The sequence below is a fragment of the Paracoccus sp. SSJ genome (assembly GCF_030234105.1).
Taxonomy (GTDB): Bacteria; Pseudomonadota; Alphaproteobacteria; order Rhodobacterales; family Rhodobacteraceae; genus Paracoccus; species Paracoccus denitrificans.
In genome coordinates this window covers 333331-348382 of record NZ_JASSPE010000001.1, presented here as the reverse complement: position 1 = coordinate 348382, position 15052 = coordinate 333331, and the positions used below count along the sequence as shown (strand labels likewise).

Annotated in this window: 18 protein-coding genes; 11 read left to right on the top strand and 7 right to left on the bottom strand. The window is 65.5% G+C overall.

What is annotated here, in order from left to right; genetic code table 11:
• The first annotated feature begins 96 nt into the window (after positions 1-96).
• Positions 97-567, top strand: a complete 471-nt coding sequence (locus tag QPR87_RS01660; protein ID WP_104493479.1) for a MarR family winged helix-turn-helix transcriptional regulator — start codon at positions 97-99, stop codon at positions 565-567.
• 21 nt (positions 568-588) lie between these two features.
• Here QPR87_RS01660 and QPR87_RS01655 read toward each other — a convergent pair whose 3' ends face one another.
• A complete protein-coding gene (locus QPR87_RS01655; RefSeq protein ID WP_011750743.1) occupies positions 589-948 on the bottom strand; it encodes an ArsR/SmtB family transcription factor in 360 nt (119 codons plus the stop codon).
• Between the two features lie 48 nt (positions 949-996).
• Here QPR87_RS01655 and QPR87_RS01650 point away from each other — a divergent pair, with 48 nt between their 5' ends.
• From QPR87_RS01650 to QPR87_RS01640, 3 genes are all read left to right on the top strand, one after another.
• On the top strand, positions 997-1443 hold the full coding sequence (locus tag QPR87_RS01650) for an SRPBCC family protein (protein ID WP_011750744.1): 447 nt from the start codon (positions 997-999) through the stop codon (positions 1441-1443).
• A 141-nt stretch (positions 1444-1584) separates the two neighbouring features.
• Complete coding sequence (locus tag QPR87_RS01645; protein ID WP_285047961.1) at positions 1585-1998, top strand: VOC family protein; 414 nt, start codon at positions 1585-1587, stop codon at positions 1996-1998.
• Positions 1999-2136: 138 nt separating this feature from the next.
• Positions 2137-3639, top strand: coding sequence for a hypothetical protein (locus QPR87_RS01640; RefSeq protein ID WP_285047959.1), 1503 nt, complete (start codon positions 2137-2139; stop codon positions 3637-3639).
• 114 nt (positions 3640-3753) lie between these two features.
• On the opposite strand, the gene QPR87_RS01635 is transcribed toward QPR87_RS01640, so the two are convergent.
• The 3 genes from QPR87_RS01635 to QPR87_RS01625 all read right to left on the bottom strand — a co-directional run bounded on the left by QPR87_RS01635 (position 3754) and on the right by QPR87_RS01625 (position 4921).
• Positions 3754-4179, bottom strand: coding sequence for a VOC family protein (locus QPR87_RS01635; protein WP_285047958.1), 426 nt, complete (start codon positions 4177-4179; stop codon positions 3754-3756).
• A gap of 293 nt (positions 4180-4472) precedes the next feature.
• On the bottom strand, positions 4473-4706 hold the full coding sequence (locus QPR87_RS01630; RefSeq protein WP_285047957.1) for a MerR family DNA-binding protein: 234 nt from the start codon (positions 4704-4706) through the stop codon (positions 4473-4475).
• Between the two features lie 44 nt (positions 4707-4750).
• Positions 4751-4921: a MerR family DNA-binding transcriptional regulator gene (locus tag QPR87_RS01625; protein WP_285047956.1), complete on the bottom strand. Its 171-nt coding sequence runs from the start codon at positions 4919-4921 to the stop codon at positions 4751-4753.
• A gap of 74 nt (positions 4922-4995) precedes the next feature.
• Between QPR87_RS01625 and QPR87_RS01620 the strand changes: the two genes are divergently transcribed.
• Together QPR87_RS01620 and QPR87_RS01615 are read left to right on the top strand one after the other, a co-directional pair.
• A complete protein-coding gene (locus tag QPR87_RS01620; RefSeq protein ID WP_285047955.1) occupies positions 4996-5613 on the top strand; it encodes a hypothetical protein in 618 nt (205 codons plus the stop codon).
• Positions 5614-5680: 67 nt separating this feature from the next.
• Positions 5681-6628, top strand: coding sequence for a bifunctional helix-turn-helix transcriptional regulator/GNAT family N-acetyltransferase (locus QPR87_RS01615; RefSeq protein ID WP_285047953.1), 948 nt, complete (start codon positions 5681-5683; stop codon positions 6626-6628).
• Positions 6629-6777: 149 nt separating this feature from the next.
• Here the strand turns inward: QPR87_RS01615 and QPR87_RS01610 are convergent, their stop codons facing one another.
• From QPR87_RS01610 to QPR87_RS01600, 3 genes are all read right to left on the bottom strand, one after another.
• Positions 6778-7539 carry a class I SAM-dependent methyltransferase gene (locus QPR87_RS01610; protein WP_285047952.1) on the bottom strand — a complete coding sequence of 254 codons (762 nt, stop codon included), beginning with the start codon at positions 7537-7539 and terminating at the stop codon, positions 6778-6780.
• A complete protein-coding gene (locus QPR87_RS01605; protein WP_285047950.1) occupies positions 7529-8020 on the bottom strand; it encodes a MarR family winged helix-turn-helix transcriptional regulator in 492 nt (163 codons plus the stop codon). The genes QPR87_RS01610 and QPR87_RS01605 overlap by 11 nt, the downstream gene beginning before the upstream one ends.
• Positions 8021-8164: 144 nt before the next feature.
• Complete coding sequence (locus QPR87_RS01600; protein WP_011750753.1) at positions 8165-9202, bottom strand: AraC family transcriptional regulator; 1038 nt, start codon at positions 9200-9202, stop codon at positions 8165-8167.
• Positions 9203-9593: 391 nt separating this feature from the next.
• Here QPR87_RS01600 and QPR87_RS01595 point away from each other — a divergent pair, with 391 nt between their 5' ends.
• The 5 genes from QPR87_RS01595 (at position 9594) to QPR87_RS01575 (ending at position 15010) form a co-directional block, all read left to right on the top strand.
• Positions 9594-11171: a sodium:solute symporter family protein gene (locus tag QPR87_RS01595; protein WP_011750754.1), complete on the top strand. Its 1578-nt coding sequence runs from the start codon at positions 9594-9596 to the stop codon at positions 11169-11171.
• Positions 11168-12235 (top strand): ketopantoate reductase family protein, encoded by a 1068-nt coding sequence (locus tag QPR87_RS01590; protein ID WP_285047947.1) that lies wholly within the window; start codon positions 11168-11170, stop codon positions 12233-12235. The genes QPR87_RS01595 and QPR87_RS01590 overlap by 4 nt, the downstream gene beginning before the upstream one ends.
• Positions 12228-13157: a 3,5-dioxohexanoate:acetyl-CoA acetone transferase gene (kce, locus tag QPR87_RS01585; protein ID WP_285047946.1), complete on the top strand. Its 930-nt coding sequence runs from the start codon at positions 12228-12230 to the stop codon at positions 13155-13157. Before QPR87_RS01590 ends, kce begins: the two co-directional genes overlap by 8 nt.
• A 390-nt stretch (positions 13158-13547) precedes the next feature.
• A complete protein-coding gene (locus QPR87_RS01580; RefSeq protein WP_285047945.1) occupies positions 13548-14060 on the top strand; it encodes an RNA polymerase sigma factor in 513 nt (170 codons plus the stop codon).
• A complete protein-coding gene (locus tag QPR87_RS01575; RefSeq protein ID WP_285047944.1) occupies positions 14060-15010 on the top strand; it encodes a FecR family protein in 951 nt (316 codons plus the stop codon). Before QPR87_RS01580 ends, QPR87_RS01575 begins: the two co-directional genes overlap by 1 nt.
• The last annotated feature ends 42 nt before the right edge of the window (positions 15011-15052 follow it).

Here is a 15052-nt window from a genome sequence, read left to right as displayed (position 1 = left end):
GGCTCCTTTCGCATCGGGTCCCCTGGCGGCGCCGATTGACGCGGCCTCATGCAGGTTGATATCAACGTATGGAACCCGCCGCTGTCAACCTTTCAGATGCCCGCTGCTGTCGACCTTGCCTTCGAGACCACGCTCATGGTGCGCGACACCTGCCTGTGCCTGCATGCGCAGCGGGCGGCGCGTGCGCTGGCGCGACGCTTCGATATCGCGCTGAAACCGGCGGGCATTTCCAGCGGGCAGTTCTCTTTGCTGATGTCGCTGAACCGGCCGGAGCCGCCGACCCTTGGCAGCGTGGCGGCGCTGCTGGCGATGGACAGGACCACCCTGACGGCCAATCTCAAGCCGTTGGAACGTCGTGGTCTTGTCGAGACGGCGCCCGATCCGGCGGACAGGCGCGCGCGCCGGCTGCGGCTGACGCCGGCCGGCCGGGCGGTCCTGGGCGGGGCGGTGCCGATCTGGCGGCAACTCCATGCCGAGATCGAGGCGGCGCTGTCGGACCCGGACCAGTTGCGCGCTGATCTGAACCGGCTTTCGGGGTTCGGTCGTCAGGACGGGTTGGCTGGCTGATGCCTCCGCGGGCGGCATGGGCTAGCCCGGCAGGGATTCGTCGCGATTCTGCGGTTGCCTGCCTTCGACCTCTTGCCTCAAGCCGTTGAGCATCTGGGCTGCATATGCGGCATAGGGGCCGATCCAACGTTCGTGCAGGGCATGGATGGGCAGCGCGTCGAGGTGATTCCACCTTTCGCGCCCCCGCCGCTCGACCACGACCAGCCCGGCCGTCTCCAGCACCCGCAGATGCTGCATGACCGTGCAGCGATCCAGTTGCGGCAGTGCCTCGCACAGCCCGCCGGTGGTTTTCGGCCCGTTCTTCAGCAGGTCCAGCAATTGCCGGCGCGCCCGGTGCCCCAGCGCCTTGAACAGCGCATCGTCCTGATCTTCGGTTGACATGTTATAAATTTATAACATAATTGAGCAGAGGACAAGGAGGAATGTCGCATGGAACTGAAATTCACCGTCGGCGGCCGGATCGCGAAGCCGGTCGCGGAAGTGTTCGAGGCCGTCGTGAACCCTGACAGGCTGTCGAAGTTCTTTACCACGGGCGGGGCGAAGGGGCGCCTGGTCGCCGGCGCCGAGGTGACCTGGGATTTCCACGATTTCCCCGGCGCCTTCCCGGTGCTGGTGCAGGAGGTCGTGCCGAACGAGCGGATCGTCCTGCAATGGGAGGCCGAGGGCGAGCCGCGGATCTGGACCACCGTGACCATGACCTTCCAGCCGCTGGAGGACGGGCGCACACTGGTGCGGATCAGCGAATACGGCTGGCCGGACAGCGAGGCTGGGCTCAAGAGCTGCCTGGGCAATTGCGAGGGCTGGACCGGGATGATCTGCGCCATGAAGGCTTGGCTTGAACACGGCATCAACCTGCGCGAGGGTTTCTATAAATAGCCGCTGCCTGCAGGTGCCTGCCCTGTTCCGTCGTCGGCTCCTGGGCGGTCCGGCGCCGGACCCGCTTGCCCGGCGACATTTTCTTCAAGACGGCGACGGTGGCAGCATGTCATTCTGGATCATCCATCAAAGGAGGAACGCATGATGCCTGAGGCTCCGCGCATCTATCCGACCTTCCGCTTTCGCAATGCGGCCATGATGATCGAATGGCTGGAACGGGCCTTCGGCTTCACCACCCATGCGAAATACATGGAGGGCGACAAGGTCGCCCATGCCGAGCTGGCCTTCGGCTCGTCCATGATCATGTGCGGCGACGACAGGGACGACGCCTATGGCGAGATGGTGGGCCGGCCGTCGGGGCAGGGCGGCAGGTCGCTTTATATCGCCGTGGACGACGTTGACGCGATGTTCGCCCGCGCCAAGGCGGTCGGCGCGGTGATCGAGGAGGGGCTGACCGACCGCGATTATGGCAGCCGCGAATTCATCTGCCGCGACCCCGAGGGCAATCTGTGGTGCTTTGGCACCTGGTGGCCGAAGGTGGACGACAAGGGCTGAGAGGCGACGAGGAGCCGGGTATTCAGCCGCGCGGATGGGGTCAAGAACGCGGTTGCCCTTCAAGACGTCCTTCTGTCATCTTCCTGTCCTGGAAGTTCTGCGAAAAGACGATGAACGATTACGAAGGAATATTAGAACATGTTTTTGAGACAAGGCCTTGTTGCATTTCTGGCGATCTGCCCGGTCTCGGCTGCCTGGGCGGTGCCCGCCACCGAGGAAGGCGCCCTGCGGCTGAGAGGCGTTTTTCAGACCTATTTCGGCGGCACCGAGGGCGTGGTCAGCGTCACCCCCCAGGGCGAAAGCTATGAGCTGAGGATCGACCCGGCGCCGCTGCTGGCGCAGGTTCCTGCCGAGCAGGCCCAGGTCAGCGTTTCGGCCCTGACCTATCAACTGACCGACAATGGCGACGGCAGCTGGGGCGTCAGCGAGGATCAGACGTTCAGCTGGTCGGTGGTGGTGCCCAAGATGTTCGAGCAGAAGGGTTCGACCAAGGTCGAATCCACCGGCATCTGGGACGAGGCGCTGATGAGCTTTCGCGAGCAGACATCGGTGATGACGGATTACGTCATCGACTCGGTGCAATATGCGCCGCCGCTGGCACCCGATCCCGAGGCGGAGGCGCAGGAACCGCCGGCCGAACCGCAGGTCATATCGCGCGATCACCAGCGCACCGCACGGATGGAGATGTCCCTGACCGGCGCGCCCGGCAAGGCCGGCGGGGTCGACCAGGCCATGAGCTTCACGGCCGAGGGGCTGGAGCAGTCGCAGGAAATCCTGATGGGTCCGGGCGGCCAGCCGATGCAGATCCAGATAACCGCGCCCGGCTATGACGGCAGCGGCCAGATCACCGGCGCGCGCACCGAAGGCATGCTCTCGCTGCTGGCCTGGTTCGTCGCCCATCCCTCCGGCGAGTTGATCAAGGGCTCGCAGGACGCGCTGCGCGACAAGCTCAGCGCCGCCATGCCGCTGTGGGACGATCTGTCGATGGATGCGACGGTGCGCGACCTGAAGATCGGCTCTCCGCTGGGCGAGTTCGGCCTTGCCTCGACCAAGGTGACGATCGGCATGTCCGGGGCCACCCCCGACGGCCGCCTGCAAGAGCAGGTCGCGCTGTCGGGCGTGACCGTGCCGGAAGGCGTGCTGCCGTCGTGGGTGGCGCTGATCCTGCCGCAAGAGGTGACGCTGGATTTCACCGCCTCGGACTTCGATCTTGCTGCGCCGGCTAGGATGCTGATCGAGGGCTTCGACCTGACCGCCGAGGAGCCCTTTGCCAAGCTGGTCCCCGAGCAGTTGCAGGCGGCCTTGCTGCCCCGAGGCTCGTTCGATCTGAAACTTGCACCGTCGCAGATCAAGGGTGACGGCTATCAGATCGACTATCGCGCCGATGTCGCGGCGGGGCCGGCCGCGCCGCCCTCCGGTTCGGCGCTGATCACGGCGACGGGGCTCGACAAGGTCGAGGAGGCGCTGGCCGCAGCCCCGCCCGAACAGGCCGGCCAGCCGCTGATGATGCTGCGCATGGCCCGCGCCATGGCCAAGCCCGGCGCCAGCGGCGAGAATGTCTGGGACATCCAGATGCCCGAGGGCGGCGGCCCCTTCACCGTCAACGGCCAGCCCATGGGTCCGGCCACCTCGCAACCCTGATCCAGGCGGCCCCGCCGGATGCGGCGGGGCTGCGCCACCTCGTGCAGAAACGGGGCGGACCTTCCCTTGCCCGACATGCCGGGCAAGGGTCCGGGAGCATTGCGCCGCCGATGGTCAGGCATCCGCAGGGGGCAATTGCGGGTTCCAGACGATTTCCCACAGATGCCCGTCGGGGTCGCTGAAATACCCGGCATAGCCGCCATAGAACGTCTCTTGCGCGGTCTTGACGATATCGGCGCCGGCGCGCTGCGCCGTCCGCATGATCTCGTCGACCTCTTCCCTGCGCAGGACGTTGTGGCCGATGGTAAAGGCGGTCGGACTGACCGGACGCTTCGGCAGGCCGCTGTCGTGGGCAATATCGTCTTGCGCCCAGATCGCGAGCTTGAGCCCGCCCGACAGGTCGAAGAACGCAACCGCGCCATGCTCGAACTCGCGACCGACGATGCCTTCGGTCGGCAGCCCAAGGCCGTCGCGATAAAAGGCAAAGGATCGTTCAAGATCGGCGACGCCCAGCGTCAGGACGGAAATTCGTGGCTTCATGTCGACACCCCGCTATCGGCGCCTGCACCACGCACGCGCCTTGATAGTCTTGGGCCGCTACCCTTGCAGCGGAAGGACCCGCATGGCGGGGGCCGGGCCAACCTTCCCGAGCCTGACCTGTTTCAGACCGTGACAGGATGACCCCCGGAAAGGGTTCTGTCACGCCTTTTCCTGGGGAACGCGGAATCCCCTCGCCATCCTGCCCTTCGCGCTGGCGGTGCTGCCGGCCGAGCTGGTCCATATCCGCCAACTGCCGCTGCTTGGGCGGCGAGGTAAGGCAATCCGGCCGAGGGTCAGCACGCACCGTCCTGTCGCTGTGCCGCAAGATCGCCCAGGATCACGCATTCGGCTGCAGGTCCGCCGGCGCATTCGACATCGCAGCGCCGGACGAATGCCTGGAGGCTCCTTTCCAGTTCGCGCATCTCGGCGATCTTGTCGCGCAGGCTGCCAAGATGGAATTGCGCCAGGTTTCGCGCCTCGAAGCAATCGCGGTCGCGGCTGGTCGAAAGGGCGACCAGATCGCGCACCTGCCCGACCGAAAAGCCGAAGTCGCGACAGCGGCGGATAAAGTTCAGCAGCCCGACATCCTGCCGGGAATAGACCCGTCGGCCGCCCGCGCTGCGCGCGGCCTTGGGATAAGGCCGACCTGCTCATAGAACCTGATCGTCGGCACGGTGCACCCGGACCTTTCGGCCAGTTCGCCGATCGCCAGGTCATGAATCTTCACCGCTTCGTGTTCCATGATCCGCTTGCTCCTCAAGTTACTTGAGGAGGTAGCCTTCGGATATCCACCGATCAAGACCGGAAGGTCCGCAGATGAAACCCATGACGACCGCACTGGCTATCGGAGGTGCCTGCGCAGCCTGTTGCGCTGTGTCGCTGCTTGCCGGGGCAGGACTTTTTGCGGCCGCTGGAGGCGTGGCCTATCTTGGCGGCGCAGCGGGCATCGCCTTGGCCGCCGCTGGTGCTCTGGTCTGGCATGTGATGAAGCGCCGGACCTTGTCGAGAGGGAACGGTTGCGCCGCCCCTGCCTGCGGCTGTTCCGTCAGTCCCGATGCGCCTGATGACAAGGCAATCGCCTGCACGCTGGGCGGCGATGATTTCAAGAACCGCGCCGCATGGATTCGCGGTATCGCCGAGCGTCATCTGAAGCGCTCGCTGCGCTCGCCGCTGACCCTCTTGCTGGTCTATGGCAAGGCGGCTGCGGCCGATCTGCGCGAAATGGTGCGCAGAGAGCGGGAATGCTGCGCCTTTCTAAGATTCGAGCTTGCAGAGGACGAAGACGAGGTGCGCCTGCTGATCACCGCCCCGGAAGCCGCGCGCGAGGCCGCCGGCTTTCTGTTCGATCACTTCGCGCCGCAGCTTGCTGGCCTTGAAGCACGATCCGACAGAGGTGCGGCCGATCCGATCTCCGATCAGCCGGCAGGACCCTGAAATATCTTGCTCGATGCGTCAGGCATCTTTATGTTGCCAATAGCAACACATTGGATCCTCTTGCAACATGGGCACATCTTCAACCCTGGCGGTCGAACCCGGCGACATCGCCGAGGTCCGGCGCTTCAACCGTTTCCACACGCGGCTTGTCGGGGCGCTGAACGAGCACCTTCTGGCCTCCTCCTATTCGCTGCCGCAGATGCGCGTCCTTTACGAGATCGCCACCGCCGCCCCGGATGCCGCGCCATCGGCGCGTGAGCTGGGCGATGTTCTGCGGGTCGATACCGGCTATCTCAGCAGGATCATCGCCGGGCTGGAAAGCGAGGGCCTGCTGGAGCGCCGGTCCAGCCCGACCAATGCCAAGCGGCTGGAACTGCGACTGACCGATCACGGCATGGCGGAATTCGCCAAGCTGAACGCCGCCTCGGCCGAGGAGGTCAGGACGCTGCTGGAGCCCTTGTCGGCGACCGGGCGCCGGCAGTTGGTGGGCGCGATGGCGCGCATCCGCCGGCTTCTGGGCGACGGCCCGCAGAACCGGACCTTCATCCTGCGCGACCCCGAGCCCGGCGATCTGGGCTGGATCACCCATATGAACGGCCGCATCTATGCCGAGGAATATGGCTGGGACTGGACCTTCGAGGCGCTGGTCGCCGAGATCGTCGGCAGGTTCGCCAAGGAGTTCGATCCCCAAGGCGAGAAATGCTGGGTGGCCGAACTGGAGGGGCAGGTGGTCGGTTCGGTCATGGTGGTGCGCGAGGACGAGGAGACCGCGAAACTGCGGCTACTCTGGGTGGACGAGGCGGCGCGCGGCCTCGGGCTTGGCCGGCGGCTGGTCGAGGAATGCCTGCGTTTCGCCCGTGCGCGGGGCTATCGGCGCATGATCCTGTGGACCAACGACGTCCTGGTCTCGGCCCGCCGGATCTATCAGGCGGCAGGGTTCGAGTTGATCGAGGAGGAAAGGCATCGCAGCTTCGGCAAGGATCTTGTCGGCCAGGTCTGGGCGCGCGTGTTGTGAAGCGTGCGATGGCTCTCGCCGGACGGCGCGAGAGGCCGGCCGGCTGAAGCGCTTGCGTGGCGAAGCCGATGCACCCCTTGGATGAAGCGCAAGGCGATGGCCTATACCGCCGCTTTCATTACTGTGGCGCAGGCCGGCGGCAAGGGCGTTCACAGGCGTCCGATCCTCATGTTGATGGGCCAGCTCACCCGGCGTGCCTGGTCCGGGTCCGCCCAAATCCGCGAAAAATCCCGCACGAAGGCATCCAGGATCTCTGTCCTCCCGGCCTCGCAAACCCGGCGGACCGCCGACCAGGTCGAGACATAGCCGAGAAACTCGCCCAAGCTCCAGTCCCGCTCGATGGACAGCGCCGGCGCCGGCAGTTCGTCGAAGGGAAAGTCCATATCGGCATAGCCGCGATCCACCAGCTTGCGCTCCGGCGGCCAGAACGGGTCGATCTCGTCGTGATAGAAGCGGGCGAAGCGCTCGTTCAGCGGCTGGTCGTCAAGGCGCAGGACGCCATAGCTGACCAGCGCGATCACCGCATCCGGGGCCGCGAGGCGGCGGGCCTCGGCATAGAATGCCGGGCGGTCGAACCAATGGGCGGCCTGGGCGGCTGCGATGAGATCGGCGCAGCCGTCGTTCAGCGGGATATCCTCGGCCGGGGCGCAAAGATAGGTCACGCGCTCATGCGCCGCGGCATTCTCGACCTGCTCGCGGCTGGGGTCCAGGCCGATCACCTCGCCGAAATGACCGGCCAGTTGCACGGTCAGCTGGCCGGTGCCGCAACCCACGTCCAGCGCCCGCCCGGTCCCGGGCGCGATGGCCGCAAGATGCGCCGCGAGCGCCAGTGGATATTCGGGGCGGAACAGGGCGTAGTTGCGCCCGTCCCGATCGAACCAGTTGGTCCGGGCTGTCGCGTCAATCGGCATGATCTGCTGGGCTTTCCTGTTCAATGGCGGCACGCTCCAGCCGGGCCGCAAATCCCTTGCGCTCAAGCGCGTCGGCGGCTTTCGCGAGGATCTGCCGCAGCGGGTGGCCGATCTCGGTCTCAAGCGCCTCGATCGCCGCGAATGTCGCCTGCCAATGCGGGCGCAGCGCGGCAAGCAGGGCCTGGCCCCTTTCGGTCAGGCGCAGGCTGCTCTTGCGCCCGTCCCCTGTCCCTTCGCGGGCGAGAATGCCGTCCGCGACCATCAGCGCGACGGTCTGGCTGACCGCCCCCTGGGTCAGGCGGCTATGGCCGACGATCTCGGTAACGGTGGTTTTCCCCGCCAGGATTGCCCGCAGGATCGGGGTGTAGCGGGGCCGGTAGGAAAGGCCGAGGTCGCGATAGCGCCGCGACGCCCCGGCATCGACCAGTTCGCCGACATATCGCAGCAGTTCGCCAAGACCGGGAGTGGGTTTTGTATCCATGGTTATCCAGTTACATTAGTGCTAATGTAACTGCAACCCGAAAAGCCATGCAAAGCCTGATCGGCCCCAGCGATGCAGTCAGGCAAGAGGTTCACGCCATCGATCCCGCTCACGGCCCGCGAAAGTGCCGCCGGATTGCGCAGATCACCGCCGAAGCTGTCCCGGTCCCTTGCCGGTCCAGCGCTTCAGGGCTTTCCGAAAGCTGGCGGCATCGCTGAACCCCAGGAGTATGGCGATGTCGATGGTGCTCATCCTGGTGGTTTTCAGATATTCGATGGCCAGCGAGCATCGAACGTCATCCATGATAAGCCGATACGTCGTTCCCTCTGCTTCCAGATGCCGCCGCAATGTTCGGGTGGTCATGTTCAACCTGTCCGCGACGGCTTCCATGGTCAGGAATTCACCCGGATGATCCATCAGGGTTCGATAGACATAGCCGGAGGTTCCGGCAGAGGTCTTGGCGCTTCCGATCAGCCGGTCGCATGTTTCCTGCACCAGCGCGGCGGTCAGGCGATGCGCCATCTGGGGCTTCTGGTCGAGCAGGGCCGAGTCGTAGGCGAGCTCGAATTCTGGCTGATCGAAAAAACAGGGGCACTTGAGGTATCTGGAATAGATCTCGGCATGTTTCGGTGCCGGATAGGTGAAGCATGCCTTCAACGGCGGGCAACTGCGCCCTGCCACGTCCTCAAGATGCGTGACGTGCAGGCTGAACTGCTGTTCGATCAGGAATTGCCGTACGCTTTCCGACGGATTTCCGACGAATATGTTGGGAAAGGTCCAGACGACCGTATCGGGATTTTCGGTCCACTCGATCGAAAGAGGCGGGGTCGCCAATCGACGGTATTGCACGGCGAGCCTGAAATAATCGCGCAGCGTCAGGCAGGAAAGAAGGGCGTAGCCATACATGCCGTAAGCCGACACATGCAATCGGGTCCCGACCTCGAAGGGCGTGGCGGCGTTGCAACCCAGCGAGACCGCGTTCATGCAGACGATCATATATTGCCGCACCGATGTCAGGGCATAAGGGTCGTCGAGTTCGTCGGCGCCGATGCCGCTGCCTTTCAGGCTGTCCTCGGCTGGGATGCCCTGTTCCGCCAACACCTCGACCAGCGCGGCGATCTTGTAGGGGGCATACATGCGTTCATCGGGCGAGGGCAGCATGGATTGCGCGGAAATCCTCATAATGTCCTCTTGAGACACGTTCGTGTCCGAACATGAACTTATGCGGTTGACCCTAACCCGTTAACCTACCGACTGCAATCGCACCTGCCGGGCGGGGTTCCCGGCGGAGATCGCAGGAGGATGAGGGAGGCTATGGCGCAGAAATGCGCCGGGGTCCGGTTTGCCGTGGGGCACCGCCCCAGCGTCCCAAAAGCATTGGTTCCGGGCCGGCGGGCCATGGCGCCGTTTCGATTGGAGGACGCATCGAATGTTGATCGCATTGAGTTTCTGGGGGGCGAGCATCGCTGTCTGCATAGTGGTTTCCTTATACCTGTGCAGCAGGATCGAGGTCTCCGGCGTTCGCCGCTGGGGCGCCACCGGCAAACTGTTCCGTTACGAATAAGAGGGCGCCATGAGCATCTCTTATTTCGTCGTCTTCGGCGGCTATCTGGCCTTTCTGACCTGGACCTGCCTCAAGAGCATGAAAGAGGTCGAGTCCCTGTCCGACTTCACCACCGGCGGCCACCGCATGGGGCTGCTGCTGGGCATCGGCACCTCGGTCGCGACCTGGGTCAGCGTGGCCTCGGTGATGGGCGTGCCGGGCCAGCTTTATCGCACCGGCGTCGCCGCGATCATCGGTTGGGTCGCGGGCTGGTTCCTGGCCACGGCGGTCATGCCGATCCTGGCCTACAAGGTGCGCCGGCCCGAATTGCCGGCCCGGACCTTTCCCGAATTCATCCGCATGCGCTTCGAGCCGTTCGAGCGCATCAGCGGGTTGCAGCTGATCGTCGCGGCGCTGATGCTGGTGGGCTATTTCATCTTCTGCCATCTGCAGGTCGTCGGTTTCGGCATCGTCTTCAACACGATCACTGGCATCCAGTACGAATATGCCATCTTCGCCTTCCTGGTCCTGCTGGCATTGACCTCGCTTGGCGGTTTCTGGTCGGTGGCGGCCACGGATACGCTGAACGCGGTGCTGATCCTGATCGGCCTTGCCTTCGGGACGGGCGCGATCCTTTACGCCTCCGGCGGGCTTGGCCCGATCCTCGATGCCGTGGCGACGACCACCGCGCCGACCAATGTCGGCGGCGAGCCGCTGGAGCCGGGCATCTTGCTGTCGCCCGCGGGCACATTCGGCTGGTCGGTGCTGATGGGGATCTTCATGTCGAACGCCCTGGGCGCCTCGGTCGCACCGCACTGGATCAACCGCTTCATGGCACCCCGGAACAGCAAGGCCGCCGTGCTGCAGATGATGTGGACCGTGATCGCCCTGATCCCGATCTTCCTGTGCCTGATCGTGATCGGCCTTGGCGCCAAGGCGCTTTTGCCCAGCCTGCCCGCCGACAAGACCACCGATTACATCATGCCGCTGATCGTGCAGAACTACGCTCCGCCCTTCGTCGGCGCCCTGACGCTGATCGCGTTGCTGGCGGCGGCGGTCTCGACGGCGAACTCGATGCTGCTGAACTGCGGCACGTCGCTATACTACGACCTCTACCGCTCGCTCTATCCCGACCGCCAGTTCGACGACGAGCGTGCCACGCGCCACCTGCGCTACTCCGTTCTGGTTCTCGGCCTGCTCTCGGTGATCAGCGCGATCAAGCCGCCGGTGCTGCTGGCGATGGGGTTCACCTATGTCTATGGCGCGTTTGGCGCGGCCTTCATGTGGCCGGTCTGGTTCGGGCTGTTCTGGAAGCGGATGAACCGTGCGGGCGCCTATGCGGGCATCATCGTGGGTGTGGCGGCCTTCATCGCCGCCAAGGCGATGGGTGCGGACAATCCTTTCGTGGTCGGTGCCGGCCTGTCGCTGCTTGCCACGCTGGCCGGTGTCTTTCTCAGCCCGGCGCCGCCGAGGGAAGCCTACGAGGCCTATTTCGACGCCGAGGTCAGCCCCTCGACCCGCGCCGTCGCGCTGCGCATCCGCCGCGAAAGCGACCATGCGCATGAAACCCACGGCGCTGCACCGCTTGCGGGAGAGGCCAAGGCATGAGAGCCGGAATCATCGGTGCCGGATCGCTTGGCACCATCATCGGCGCATTGATGGCGAAAGGGGGGCGGCCGGTCGATCTGGTCGACACCAACCGCGAGCATGTCGATGCGCTCAATCGCGATGGCGCCCGCGTCACGGGCGAGATGGACCTGCTGGTGCCGGTCCACGCCCTGACCCCGGACGCGATGAGCGGGCAATACGATCTGGTGTTCCTGCTCAGCAAGCAGACCGCCAACAAGGCCGTGCTGTCGCATCTGCTGCCGTTCCTGCATGGCGAAAGCGTCGTCTGCACCTTGCAGAACGGCATCCCCGAGCCCTTCGTGGCCGCGGTCGTCGGGCAGGGGCGCACCATCGGCGGCGCGGTGGGCTTTGGCGCGACCTGGCTGGGGCCCGGAGTGTCCAGCCTGACCACGACCGCCGAGGCCGTGCGCAAGTTCGCCTTTGAGATCGGCGAGATGGACGGGGTGATCAGGCCGCGCCTGACCGGGGTGCAGGATTACCTGTCCTGCGTCGGGCGGACCGAACTGCTGGACGACCTGATGGGCATCCGCTGGTCCAAGGTGCTGATGAACGCGACCTTCAGCGGCATGTCCGCAGCGCTCGGCTGCACCTTCGGCGAGGTCATGGACGACCCGCGCGCGCTGCTTTGCGTGGCCTTCATCGCCGATGAGACGGTGCGCGCCGCCCATGCGGCGGGCCATCGCATGGCCCCCATGCAGGGCGAGGATTTCGAGCGTTTCGCACTCGCCTCGCCCGCCTCGGTCCCCGAGGTGCTGCCGCTGATCCGCAAGATATGGAGCCAGCATCGCCAGTTGCGCGCCTCGATGCTGCAGGATCTGGAGAAGGGCCGCGATACCGAGATCGATTTCATCAACGGCATCGTCTGCCGGACCGGGCGCGAGCATGGCCTGGCGACGCCCTTCAACGACCGCGTGGTCGAGCTGGTCAGCGGCGCGCAGGCCGCCCGCAGCGTCCCCGGCTTCTCGAACATCGACCGCTTCGACGATCTGCTGCGCCCTCACAGGGCGTTGCTCGATTCAATCTCGCGAGGAAACCATGGCTAAACCCCCCGTCGTCATCACCTGCGCCATCACCGGTGCGATCCACACGCCGACCATGTCGGATGCGTTGCCCTATACGCCCGAGGACATCGCGGCGCAGGCCATCGCGGCCTCCGAGGCGGGCGCCGCGATCCTGCACCTGCACGCGCGCCGCCCCCATGACGGCGGCGTGACCATCGACCCCGAGGCATTCGCCGCCTTCCTGCCGCGCATCAGGCAATCGACCGATGCGGTGGTCAACATCTCGACCGGCGGCAGCCTGACCAACAGCATCGACGAGCGCATCGCCCCGGCGCTGCGCTTCTCGCCCGAGATGTGCTCGCTGAACATGGGCAGCATGAACTTCAGCTTCCACCCGCTGGCCCGGCGCTACGACACCTGGAAATTCGACTGGGAGCGCGACTACGTCGCCAGGTCCGACGGCAACATCTTCCGCAACACCTTCGCGGATATCGAGAACGCGGCGAACCAGCTCGCCCCCCACGCCATCAAGTTCGAGCATGAATGCTACGATGTCGGCCATCTCTACAACCTGCGCTTCTGCATGGATATCGGGCTCTTCAAGGCGCCGGTCTTCATCCAGTTCATCTTCGGCATCCTGGGCGGCATCGGTCCCGAGGTGGACAACCTGGTCTTCATGAAGCGCACCGCCGACCGGCTGTTCGGCGACGACTATCGCTGGTCGGTGCTGGGCGCGGGGGGCGCGCAGATGCCCCTGGCCACCACCGCCAGCCAGATGGGCGGCAACGTCCGGGTGGGGCTGGAGGATTCGCTGCTGATCGCGCGTGGCAAGCTGGCGGAATCGAACGCCCAGCAGGTCGCCAAGATCCGCCGCATCATCGAAGACCTGGGCAGCGAGGTCGCGACCCCCGGCCAGGCGCGCGAGATCCTCGGCCTCAAGGGCGCCGACAGGGTCGGCTTCTGAGGCGATATGCCTGATGCGGTCGGGAAAGCGCCTCGCACGGCGTTTTCCCGAACCTGATCCGCCCGGCCCGCTTCTGCGGTCTGCGACCGATCTGTGCCGCGGTCCTCCGCTGTCGAGAACCAGCCCAAGCCGCCCGCGCATTTCAGGGGAAACCTGCTCGTGGTCCTGCTCGGGATGCTCCTTCGGACAGGCTCATGATCTGCTGAGCGCATTTGAACTCTCCAGCACCGCTCTGTCCTTCAGCAGCGCGACATGGCCATGATCATCCGATTTCGACTTTGCTCCGGCCTCCTGTTCGACTAGACGGGAAAGCATCCTCGGTCAGCCACCCCGCATCTCTGCGCTGCCAGCCGAAGTTTCTGCGATCGGCAGCGGCATGGGGCGGGCAAGGTGGAACGGACGGGCATCGATTGGTTGTTCTGCACCCATCGGGGGGATGTCAGCTCATATCTGGCCCGGATGCTGCGCGACCCGGATCTTGCCGAGGATCTGACGCAGGACGCGTTCCTGCGTTGCTGCACCGCGCTGCAATCCGGCGGCAGGCCGGAAAACCTGCGCGGCTATCTGTATCGCATCGCCCGCAACATCGCTGTCGACCACTTGCGGCTGCAAAAGCGGCGCCGGACCGACATGCCGGGCGATCATGTCCTTGCCGCCATCGCCGACCCGCGGCCGGGGCAGGAGCGCTGGATGATCGACCGCGAGCGGCTGAAGGTATTCCTGCGGGCGCTGGCCGCGCTGCCCGACAAGACGCAGCGGATCTTCGTTCTGCACCGCATCCAGCGGCTTAGCTATCGCGAGGTGGCGCGGCATATGGAACTGTCGGAAAGTTCGGTGCAGAAGCATCTGGCGCGGGCGCTGCTCGCGGTGACGCGCCGGTTGCGGGAATACGAGGACGGCTGATGAACGGGCAATCCAGCGACGGCTTGCGGCCTGGCGAGGATATCGAGGCCGAGGCGGCGGAATGGGTGATCCGGCTGGCCGACCCCCAGGTGACGGACCAGGCACGAAATGCCTTTCACGACTGGCTGGACCGGGATCCCGCACATCGCGACGCTTTCGACGACGCGCAACGGGTATGGCAGGAACTGGGCCTGATCGCGCAGGGGGACGCGAACCCCGGGCGCCGCTGCGGGCGCGGCATGCTTGCCATGGTCGCACTTGCCGCCGGATTCGCGCTTTGGTTCTGGCAGGACGATCTGCGCATCCGGTTGCAGGCGGATCATGTCGCGGCGGTGGGGGAAAATCTTGCGGTCATGCTTCGGGACGGCAGCCGGGTCGAGCTTTCCTCGGGTTCGGCGCTGGCGGTGGATTACGACGGCACCCGCCGCCTTGTCCGGCTGCTGGAAGGCAGCGCCTATTTCACCGCAGAGCCCTCGGCCCGACAACAAGGCCGCCCCTTCGTGGTCGAGGCGCGCGGCATCCGCATCACCGCATTGGGCACGCAGTTCTCGGTCGATTTGCAGGACGGCGATGTCGCGGTGCTGGTCGCCGAGCACAGCGTGCGGGTCGAGCCGGTCTCGGGCGCCGCGCCGCCGGTCGTGCTGGCCGAGGGGATGGGTGTCGATGCCCGGCCCGATGCCATTCCCGCCCCTGCGCCGCGCAACGTGGATTTCGCCAATGCCTGGCGTTCGGGCGAGCTGGTCTTTGACGACCGGCCGCTGGGCGAGGTGGTGCGAGAGCTGAACCGCTATCGCCACGGCCGCATCGTCCTGCGTGGCGGGGATCTGGCCGGGCGCCGGGTCAGCGGCGTGTTCCATACCGACGACATCGGCCGGGCGGTGGACCGGATCGCGGCCGAGCTTGGCCTGCGCCGCCTGTCGGTGCCGCCGCTGGTGACGGTGCTTTACTGACATTCGCAAAAAAAAGCGCCCGGCATTACCGGATCGGATGCC

Excerpts from the sequence above, each read along its gene's own strand:
- QPR87_RS01660 (WP_104493479.1), top strand. The coding sequence starts at position 97 with ATGCCCGCTGCTGTCGACCTTGCCTTCGAGACCACGCTCATGGTGCGC.
- QPR87_RS01655 (WP_011750743.1), bottom strand. The coding sequence starts at position 948 with ATGTCAACCGAAGATCAGGACGATGCGCTGTTCAAGGCGCTGGGGCAC.
- QPR87_RS01650 (WP_011750744.1), top strand. The coding sequence starts at position 997 with ATGGAACTGAAATTCACCGTCGGCGGCCGGATCGCGAAGCCGGTCGCG.
- QPR87_RS01645 (WP_285047961.1), top strand. The coding sequence starts at position 1,585 with ATGATGCCTGAGGCTCCGCGCATCTATCCGACCTTCCGCTTTCGCAAT.
- QPR87_RS01640 (WP_285047959.1), top strand. The coding sequence starts at position 2,137 with ATGTTTTTGAGACAAGGCCTTGTTGCATTTCTGGCGATCTGCCCGGTC.
- QPR87_RS01635 (WP_285047958.1), bottom strand. The coding sequence starts at position 4,179 with ATGAAGCCACGAATTTCCGTCCTGACGCTGGGCGTCGCCGATCTTGAA.
- QPR87_RS01625 (WP_285047956.1), bottom strand. The coding sequence starts at position 4,921 with ATGGAACACGAAGCGGTGAAGATTCATGACCTGGCGATCGGCGAACTG.
- QPR87_RS01620 (WP_285047955.1), top strand. The coding sequence starts at position 4,996 with ATGAAACCCATGACGACCGCACTGGCTATCGGAGGTGCCTGCGCAGCC.
- QPR87_RS01615 (WP_285047953.1), top strand. The coding sequence starts at position 5,681 with ATGGGCACATCTTCAACCCTGGCGGTCGAACCCGGCGACATCGCCGAG.
- QPR87_RS01610 (WP_285047952.1), bottom strand. The coding sequence starts at position 7,539 with ATGCCGATTGACGCGACAGCCCGGACCAACTGGTTCGATCGGGACGGG.
- QPR87_RS01605 (WP_285047950.1), bottom strand. The coding sequence starts at position 8,020 with ATGGATACAAAACCCACTCCCGGTCTTGGCGAACTGCTGCGATATGTC.
- QPR87_RS01600 (WP_011750753.1), bottom strand. The coding sequence starts at position 9,202 with ATGAGGATTTCCGCGCAATCCATGCTGCCCTCGCCCGATGAACGCATG.
- QPR87_RS01595 (WP_011750754.1), top strand. The coding sequence starts at position 9,594 with ATGAGCATCTCTTATTTCGTCGTCTTCGGCGGCTATCTGGCCTTTCTG.
- QPR87_RS01590 (WP_285047947.1), top strand. The coding sequence starts at position 11,168 with ATGAGAGCCGGAATCATCGGTGCCGGATCGCTTGGCACCATCATCGGC.
- kce (WP_285047946.1), top strand. The coding sequence starts at position 12,228 with ATGGCTAAACCCCCCGTCGTCATCACCTGCGCCATCACCGGTGCGATC.
- QPR87_RS01575 (WP_285047944.1), top strand. The coding sequence starts at position 14,060 with ATGAACGGGCAATCCAGCGACGGCTTGCGGCCTGGCGAGGATATCGAG.